We start from the raw sequence: 7,554 nt of genomic DNA, 5'->3' as shown, positions 1-7,554 counted from the left end.
TATCTGTGCGGTTGGGACCGAGGCTGCGACAGGCGGCAAGGGTGAAAGCCCAAAGAGGCGGGTCGTAGTCGAGCGCGACGGCAGGGTTGGGGACCACGCTGCGCTGCCCGCAGACTTAGCGAACGGCGGTTTCTCGGCCGGAGCCGTCATTGGGATGAGCTGGGTTCTACGTCAGCAATGTGGCAGATTGCTGACGATGGCGGCATCGAGCAACCCGGTGGCAGCATCCTGCATCAGTGCGCTCACACTCCCGACCTTAAGCGGCCCTTCGACTCGATGCGAGCGCTATGGCAGCTTCCAAACTGGAACTGCCAGGGGGTTTAACTCAGGCGATGACCTTCTGCTCCCCGGCAGCCTGCTCGCGCATGCGACGGGCTTCGTCGCGCAGGAACTGCTGGTAATCGTCCAGATCGCCGTCGAAGGGCTCGACGCCACCCTTGGTAACGAGCCAGAACTCGTCACATACCGCGCGCAGCAGCGACCGGTCGTGACTGACCAGCATCACTGTGCCTTCGAATTCGTTGAGGGCCATGCCTAGCGCTTCGCGTGTGGCCAGGTCGAGGTGGTTGGTAGGCTCGTCGAGCAGCAGCAGGTTGGGGCGTTGCCACACGATCATGCACAACACGAGCCGCGCCTTTTCGCCGCCGCTCATCGTGCCGACCGCCTGATGGACCATGTCACCACTGAAGTTGAAGGTGCCGAGGAAGGTACGAAGCGATTGTTCGGTGCCGCTCTGGCCGGGGGCACGCAGGTGCGCCGGTGTGTCCTTCGCAAGGCGGATCATGTGTTCTAGCGGTGTGTCGAGGGGACGCAGCACGTCGAGTTCCTGCTGTGCGAAGTAGCCGATGTTCAGGCCCTTGCCTTCGCTGATTTCGCCGGCAATCGGCGCCAGCTCGTGCGCCACCGTCTTCACCAGCGTCGACTTGCCCTGGCCGTTGGCACCGAGAATGCCGATGCGCTGCCCGGCCAGCACGGAGCGGTTGATGCCCCGCACGATGACCGTCGGCGGCGTGTCCGGCGCTGCGTCGGTCGGCGCGGGGTAGCCGAAGCTCGCGTCCAGCATTGACAATAGCGGGTTCGGGACGTTGAGCGGCTCCTTGAACTCGAAGGTGAACTCCGCGTCGGCAAGCACCGGTGCGATCTTCTCCATGCGTTCGAGCGCCTTGACCCGGCTCTGCGCCTGCTTCGCCTTCGAGGCCTTGGCCTTGAAACGGTCGATGAATTTCTGCAGGTGGGCGATCTTGTCCGCCTGCCTCGCCATCGCGGCCTGCTGCAACTGCAGTTGCTCGGCGCGCATCTCTTCGAACTTGCTGTAGTTGCCGCCATAACGCACCAGCTTGGCGTTGTCGACGTGCACGGTCACCTGCGTCACCGCGTCGAGGAATTCGCGGTCGTGGCTGATCACGACCATGGTTCCCTCGTAGCGCTTGAGCCACGCTTCCAGCCAGACCAGCGCGTCGAGGTCGAGGTGATTGGTTGGTTCGTCGAGCAGCAGCAAGTCGGACGGACACATGAGCGCTCGCGCCAGCTGCAGTCGCATGCGCCAGCCGCCGGAGAAGCTGTTGACCGGCTGGCCAAGCTGGGCAGCACTGAAGCCCAGGCCTTGGATCAGCGCCTGGGCGCGTGCGGGAGCATCGTGTGCACCGGCGTCGTGCAGGGCCATGTAGGCGTGCGCCATGCGCATGCCATCGTCGCTGGCCTCAGCAGCGGTTACTTCGGCCTGCGCTGCCAGCAGGATGGTGTCACCCTCGATGACGAAGTCGGTCGCACTCTGCTCGGTCTCCGGCATCTCCTGCGCGACCTGGCCCATCTTCCATGCAGCGGGAATCGAGAACTCGCCGCCGTCTTCGTGCAGCGTGCCGTTGAGAAGGCCGAAGAAGGATGACTTGCCGGCGCCATTGCGGCCGACAAGACCAATCTTTTCGCCGGGGGTGAAGGTGACGGACGCGCTATCGAGTACGACATTGACGCCGCGGCGCAGCGTGACATTACGGACGGAAATCATAAGGAGCTGCTTCGGAGAGGATAGGCATGATAGCCGACCGGACGTACAGGGCTGTCTGTTTTCTGGCTGCACGAGTGAAGAGCCGCTTGCGCGTTGCGGCGCCCACCGGCCACAAAGCGAGGCGGGCATTGGCGCACCGGGCGTTCCCGGCTGCGGGGCCAGCGAACAGACGGTGAGTGACGGCTCCTGGCCGGTTGTACTCTTTGAGCTTCGACGCCACAAAGCGGCCACCGGTCTGAGCGAATTTTCCCGACCGGCGGCTTACGAGGCGGAAGGCTGGATGAGTACAGTCGGCCATCTTCCGCCGTTCGCCATCGCGTTCACACGGTTATTCAGGTGACTGCTTCGCATTCGAAAGCCACCATTCTGCGTACGGGCTTTGCCACTACCCGCCCTGCCCAAATCCTGGTCCGCCGCAGGGCAAGCGCGCACGGTAATATATGATCGCTCCCTCCACCTAATGGAGATACCGCGATGCAAGTGCTGGTTGACGCAGACGCCTGCCCGGCTGTCGTCAAGGACATGCTGTTTCGGGCCGCGCGTCGCACCGAAGTGTGCGTGACGCTCGTCGCGAACCAGCATTTGCGCACGCCGCCATCGCCCTATATCAAGGCACTGCAAGTGCCGGCGGGGTTCGACACCGCCGATGCCCGTATCGTCGAACTGGTCGCGGCCGGCGACTTGGTGATTACCGCGGACATACCGCTTGCCGCCGCTACGCTCGACAAGGGCGCGTATGCACTCGACCCGCGTGGAAACTGGTTTAGCCGTGAGAATATCGAGGAACGCCTGACGATGCGTGCAGTGATGGAACAACTGCGCAGCGCGGGCGTCGATACGGGCGGTCCGGCGCCGTACAGCCCGCGCGACAGCAAGACGTTCGCGGGACAGTTGGATCGGTTTCTCGCGCGCCATCGCGCGCCGCCCGGCGCAGCTGTTTGACGATGCGAGCCGCAGTACCACAAGAGGATAGCGCCCATTGACCAGAGATCAGGTTCAACTGCGGCTCGGTCAGAGATAGCTTGTGAGACCACCTCGTGGTATCCCGGCATCGCATGTTCGTGACGTCTACACAGCCTTTTCGGTTCACCCGAGTCGAGAATTTCGCTGTTCCCGCTATGCATTGGAGACCCGCCCCATGACACCCACCGCTTGGGAGTCGATAAAATCAGTGCCGTCACGTTGCAGCACTACGACGCGCACGCGGAAGATTTCCGCGACGGCACGTACGACCACGACGTCACGCAGAACATCGCGGCGCTGCTGCACCATATCGAAGTCGAGCCCCCTCTTACGATCCTGGATTTCGGCTGCGGGCCGGGGCGAGATCTCAAGGCCTTCACTGCACTCGGCCATTGCGCGGTCGGCCTCGATGGCGCCAAGCGCTTCGTTGCAATGGCGCGTGACGCGACTGGCTGCGACGTCTGGCAGCAGGATTTCCTGCATCTCGATTTGCCGGCTGCGCACTTTGACGGCATTTACGCCAACGCCGCGCTGTTCCATGTCCCGAGTCAGGCGTTGCCGCGCGTGTTGCGGCAATTGCACGCGACACTGAAGCTCGGCGGCGTGCTGTTCAGCTCCAACCCGCGTGACACGAATCAGGAAGGCTGGAGCCACGGCCGCTACGGCGTCTTCCATGATCTCGAAGCATGGCGCCGATATATGGCGGGCGCGGGATTTGTCGAAATTGAGCACTATTACCGGCCCGCCGGCTTGCCGCGTGAGCGGCAGCCGTGGCTAGCCAGCGTGTGGCGCAAGCCGGTCGCCTGAAACGCCAGGGGCTGTCACCGTATGCCCGCGTTGGGCTTGGCAGATGCTTGCGTTCAAGCCGCTTTGATGCAGCGCAAAGCAGCCGATTTGCAGCACTGTCCATCGCGCAGAGAAACGGCCAGTCCTGGATCTCGCACAATCGGCAGAAGCGGGGACGCCTGTCGTCGGCCGCGACAGGCAGCGTGCGGCCAGTTGCGGACTGTCCGCACCAAGCTCCAATTTCCTGCAAACTGGAGGTTCGATATTCCCACGGGTGCCCGCCGTGCTTCCGAGACGATACTCACCTACTGCAGCCGCGGGTCATACCCACCCGTCGCCGCCCCCACCGGGTACGCCGGTTGCGGCTTATAACCTGGGCTAAAACCCGGGTCAACACCCGGGCCAGAACTTGGTGTTGCCGGCAATGCGGGAAATGCCGGTAGTGTTTTGACCCAGTCCGTCCAGGTCACCGTGTGGATTAGTATGCCACCGCGCGTCGCCGCCATCGCTTTGCCATCCAGTTCTTCGGCGAGGGACAGATCTGTGATCGTTAGAGATTTCATGGTAATTCTCCTGAAAGCAAGTAAAGGTTGAGGACCCGTGTTGAGCTTGCTATCTGCTCGCTGGAGACGCCCGCACAAAGCGTGCCAATGACGCACAAGCCTTGCGAGCGAGTTCGCAACTGTCCGGTAAATCGAAACAGAGTGATCTTGTCCAGGTCTTTCGCGTTGAGTCTTGAAGTCGCGCGCAGCGCCCGGTGGTGGGCCACATCCAACAGAGCGCGGCATATTGTTAGTCAGATCCTACACATGCAATCTGGCGAAGATGGACGGAGGCAACCGCACCGCTTTCGGCCGCTGTCGAGCTATTGACGGTCCGCTATCGGGGCAGGCGAATGACGGAAACGGGTCGAGGCTGTGTGAAAACGCGAAACTACGCGGTTTTCGGGTGTCGCTTTACCCTTCCCGAGGTGCCGCCAAGCCGATATGGCGCGATCTGAAGAGTCGATTTTTTCGAATCCAGTGTTCGGCAAGCGTTTTCACACAGCCGGGGTCGCGTGCTGCCGATCGCCGTCGGGCAGAGACCGGCCACTTTCGGACGTTGGCCCTCGCGCCCGAAAGCGGACAAACAGCGCCCGGTGGCGGCGCAGCGCTCTCGCTGCGGCGCTCCACAGCTTGGCAGCCTGCTGCCAGGGGTTCACATTGCCGTAGCGATGCGGATTGGTGCGGCTTCGTGAAAGTGTTGAATTGAACGCCAGGATCCCGTTCGCCCAGACGTGCCACGGCTGACGCATGGCAGACCTTTCCACTGTGGAGCTTTTCGCGCTTTGATGGACTGGTATGGACAAGGAGAACAGCATGGCCGTCACACGCTTGCAGAACATCCCAGGTATCGGGGTCGACAGGATGGCCGAAACCGCGGACTCGATGCGCAATGCCAACATCCTGCGGCTCGAGAATCTTGACACCGACCTGCGGCCGCCACCCGCGGCGATCCGGCGCACGCACGAAGCAATCGACGACGATGCCGCCAACAGCTATTTACCGTTCATGGGTCAGCGTGCGCTGCGCGAAGCCGCAGTCGAGCGGGTCCGACGGTTTTCCGGCGTCGTCTATGACCCGGATACCGAGTGCATTATCTCTGCGGGTGGGCTGGCAGGACCGTCGACATGTTGCCCCCCGCCGGTTGGCACGTAAGATGAAACGCAGAGGATTGCTTAAGGAAATTCGTTGGCTATGCCGAGGTGATGAAGCCTGACACAAGGGGGAGGGGCGCGGCGACTAGACAGCGTCAAGCAGCTTGGCCGGCCAAGACAATTGTCGCCGCCCAGCGGCGACGCTTTTTTTTCGCAGGACGAATCGTTCTCAGCGTGAAAGAATGGTGCAATACAACGACCCCGGCCAATCAGTCGAATGAGATGGCTCGACATTCGTGAGCGGGACTGCCGACGGCGGAAATATTTTGTAGCTTCACTTGCAAGCATTTTGTCCACTAACCGTAACGGAAATTGAGAGCAGAAGATGGCAAAGTGAATTGCGTACGTGACTGGCGGCATGGGTGGAATTGGAACGATGATATGTCAGCGTCTCTATAAGGATGGGCTCACGGTCGTGGCCGGATGCGGGCCCAACTCGTCGCGACGGGAACGATGGTTAGCCGAGCAGGCCGAGCTTGGCTTTTCCTTCACTGCCTCGGAGGGTAATGTCGGGGACTGGGAATCGACAGAGGCCGCTTTCGCGAAGGTGAAGAAAGAGGTCGGTGAGATTGACGTGCTGGTGAACAATGCCGGTATTACGCGAGACGGCGTGTTTCGCAAAATGTCGCGGGAGAACTGGAACGCTGTCATCGATACGAACCTGACGAGCCTGTTCAACGTAACCAAACAGGTCATCGAGGGGATGGTCAGCAAGGAGTGGGGACGGGTAATCAATATCTCGTCGGTGAACGGGCAGAAAGGGCAGTTTGGCCAGACCAACTACTCGACTGCAAAGGCGGGCATTCACGGCTTCACGATGTCGCTTGCTCAGGAAGTTGCGACAGAGGGCATCACGGTGAATACGGTATCGCCTGGCTACATCGGGACGGATATGGTTCGTGCGGTGCGCCCGGAAGTCATGGACGCAATCTTGCAGAGCATTCCGGTGCGCCGTCTCGGGGAAGCCACCGAGATTGCCTCGATTGTCTCGTGGCTCGCAAGCGACGAAGCAGCCTTCGCAACGGGGGCGGACTTCTCGCTGAACGGTGGCTTGCACATGGGTTAAGAATCGTCCCGGTGCACGAAGGACGCGGCCCGAAACCGCATGGCTCTAGCGCCCATGACAAGGCGCTAGAGCATTTGGCTGATGCGGGAGGGCAACGACATTTTAGCAAGGCGCAATCGAGGGCGGTCTCGACATGCGTCGGACATACGGCTACAGAGATTTCACCATCGAGCTGGAGGTGGAGTCCGTCGGCGGGATTGCGAGAGGAAATGGTCTTTCGGTACCGGAAGGCTACATCGGCGTCTTTCACATCTTCCTGGGCGCAAGACCTGCAACAATTCAGCCGCTGCGCTTCGGTCGAGACAATGGCTGCCCGGTCCCTACCGAAGTCGAAACCCTGATGCGCGGTCACGTCGTCGCTCAGCGCATCGTCGGCGGCACGATAACCGCGAGCACGGCACGGCCTGCCCGTTGAGCGCGCGTTCCAACTTTGGTGTAACCCGCTCGTCACCACAACGGACGACAACGCTGTCCAGAGGGCTACGCTGGTGCGCTCGGGTTTTCCGCTGAGCGGCACTCATAGGTTTCGGGTTTGCAACCGGGAAGCCCGCATTTGAAGGTGTCTATCAGACTATCGGTCGAAATCGCCTGATGCACCTCATGCTTTCCCGGCGGACCCTTGATATCTCAAGATACAATGCCGGAGCTCCGCCGACAACAGAGAACAGCATGTCAAATCTAGCCTCGGTTCAGGACGAATTCCTGCATGCACTAATCACGGAAAAGACTCTGGCAAGCGTTTACCTGATTAACGGAATCAGACTGAGCGGCCAGGTCGCGTCGTTCGACTCATACGTAGTTGTCCTGGAGTCCGTTTCCGGCCTCCAGATGATATTCAAGCACGCAATCTCGACTGTGCTGCCTAATGCAGGGGGGCGGGTGCCACGGCCGCTTCCCAATGCGGAAGACAATCAGGCGAGAACCTCGCGTGCGTAGGGCACGAGCCCTGCGTACAATTGCGTCCCTTCGTTGAATGTTTTGCTGCAGGTGTTTCATCTTTGTCCCGTGTTACCGAGGCTCGGTTTCGCCCATGTCGCC

The 7,554-nt window shown here is 61.1% G+C and carries 8 protein-coding genes; 6 read left to right on the top strand and 2 right to left on the bottom strand.

Annotated elements, in window-relative coordinates; genetic code table 11:
* Nucleotides 1-325: 325 nt before the first annotated feature.
* Nucleotides 326-2,005 (bottom strand): ABC-F family ATP-binding cassette domain-containing protein, encoded by a 1,680-nt coding sequence (locus GNZ13_RS47920; RefSeq protein ID WP_172178182.1) that lies wholly within the window; start codon nt 2,003-2,005, stop codon nt 326-328.
* Between the two features lie 474 nt (nt 2,006-2,479).
* Here GNZ13_RS47920 and GNZ13_RS47915 point away from each other — a divergent pair, with 474 nt between their 5' ends.
* Nucleotides 2,480-2,947, top strand: coding sequence for a YaiI/YqxD family protein (locus GNZ13_RS47915; RefSeq protein ID WP_172178171.1), 468 nt, complete (start codon nt 2,480-2,482; stop codon nt 2,945-2,947).
* 210 nt (nt 2,948-3,157) lie between these two features.
* Nucleotides 3,158-3,775 (top strand): class I SAM-dependent methyltransferase, encoded by a 618-nt coding sequence (locus GNZ13_RS47910; RefSeq protein ID WP_172178169.1) that lies wholly within the window; start codon nt 3,158-3,160, stop codon nt 3,773-3,775.
* A 284-nt stretch (nt 3,776-4,059) separates the two neighbouring features.
* Here the strand turns inward: GNZ13_RS47910 and GNZ13_RS47905 are convergent, their stop codons facing one another.
* On the bottom strand, nt 4,060-4,317 hold the full coding sequence (locus GNZ13_RS47905) for a hypothetical protein (protein WP_172178167.1): 258 nt from the start codon (nt 4,315-4,317) through the stop codon (nt 4,060-4,062).
* A 795-nt stretch (nt 4,318-5,112) separates the two neighbouring features.
* On the opposite strand from GNZ13_RS47905, the gene GNZ13_RS47900 reads away from it, so the two are divergent.
* The 4 genes from GNZ13_RS47900 (at nt 5,113) to hfq (ending at nt 7,452) form a co-directional block, all read left to right on the top strand.
* Nucleotides 5,113-5,451: a hypothetical protein gene (locus GNZ13_RS47900; RefSeq protein ID WP_236002521.1), complete on the top strand. Its 339-nt coding sequence runs from the start codon at nt 5,113-5,115 to the stop codon at nt 5,449-5,451.
* A gap of 336 nt (nt 5,452-5,787) precedes the next feature.
* Nucleotides 5,788-6,516, top strand: coding sequence for an acetoacetyl-CoA reductase (gene phbB / locus GNZ13_RS47895; RefSeq protein WP_328807414.1), 729 nt, complete (start codon nt 5,788-5,790; stop codon nt 6,514-6,516).
* A gap of 133 nt (nt 6,517-6,649) precedes the next feature.
* A complete protein-coding gene (locus tag GNZ13_RS47890; RefSeq protein WP_172178165.1) occupies nt 6,650-6,931 on the top strand; it encodes a hypothetical protein in 282 nt (93 codons plus the stop codon).
* A gap of 176 nt (nt 6,932-7,107) precedes the next feature.
* Complete coding sequence (hfq, locus tag GNZ13_RS47885; protein ID WP_328807413.1) at nt 7,108-7,452, top strand: RNA chaperone Hfq; 345 nt, start codon at nt 7,108-7,110, stop codon at nt 7,450-7,452.
* The last annotated feature ends 102 nt before the right edge of the window (nt 7,453-7,554 follow it).

Origin of the sequence: Paraburkholderia elongata (assembly GCF_013177735.1) — a bacterium.
GTDB lineage: Bacteria > Pseudomonadota > Gammaproteobacteria > Burkholderiales > Burkholderiaceae > Paraburkholderia > Paraburkholderia elongata.
Note: the sequence above shows the minus strand (reverse complement) of the source record. Positions and strands in the feature narration are given on the sequence as shown.

Coding starts and splice junctions, on each gene's coding strand:
- GNZ13_RS47920 (WP_172178182.1), bottom strand. CDS start 2,005: ATGATTTCCGTCCGTAATGTCACGCTGCGCCGCGGCGTCAATGTCGTA.
- GNZ13_RS47915 (WP_172178171.1), top strand. CDS start 2,480: ATGCAAGTGCTGGTTGACGCAGACGCCTGCCCGGCTGTCGTCAAGGAC.
- GNZ13_RS47905 (WP_172178167.1), bottom strand. CDS start 4,317: ATGAAATCTCTAACGATCACAGATCTGTCCCTCGCCGAAGAACTGGAT.
- GNZ13_RS47900 (WP_236002521.1), top strand. CDS start 5,113: ATGGCCGTCACACGCTTGCAGAACATCCCAGGTATCGGGGTCGACAGG.
- GNZ13_RS47890 (WP_172178165.1), top strand. CDS start 6,650: ATGCGTCGGACATACGGCTACAGAGATTTCACCATCGAGCTGGAGGTG.
- hfq (WP_328807413.1), top strand. CDS start 7,108: ATGCACCTCATGCTTTCCCGGCGGACCCTTGATATCTCAAGATACAAT.